General features: G+C 57.5%; 1 pseudogene. It reads left to right on the top strand.

Annotated features, from left to right (window positions below):
• A pseudogene (locus tag AB3X89_RS40745) lies at positions 1–252 on the top strand (hypothetical protein); the annotation flags it as partial.

Raw genomic sequence — 252 nt, 5'->3', positions numbered from 1 at the left:
AGCGGGCACGGCAGTTCGGAGAGGCGTTCACGGCTTGATTGGCTTATGCTGCCATTGAATAAGGAGAATCGACTTCATAACCGTAGGGCTTATGATAGCAATTCGACCGAATCTTGGCCGTACCCCAAATACGGGTATGGCCAGCGCGCGCTGGTCGAGTCGCAGATCTCGCGCATCAAGCGCTGTATCGGCGCGCGACTGCTGACGCGCAACATCGAATCGCAGCAGCGCGAGGGCGTGATTATCGCGAAC

The sequence above is a fragment of the Paraburkholderia sp. BR14320 genome (assembly GCF_040948665.1).
In the GTDB taxonomy this organism is placed as follows: domain Bacteria; phylum Pseudomonadota; class Gammaproteobacteria; order Burkholderiales; family Burkholderiaceae; genus Paraburkholderia; species Paraburkholderia youngii.
Note: the sequence above shows the minus strand (reverse complement) of the source record. Positions and strands in the feature narration are given on the sequence as shown.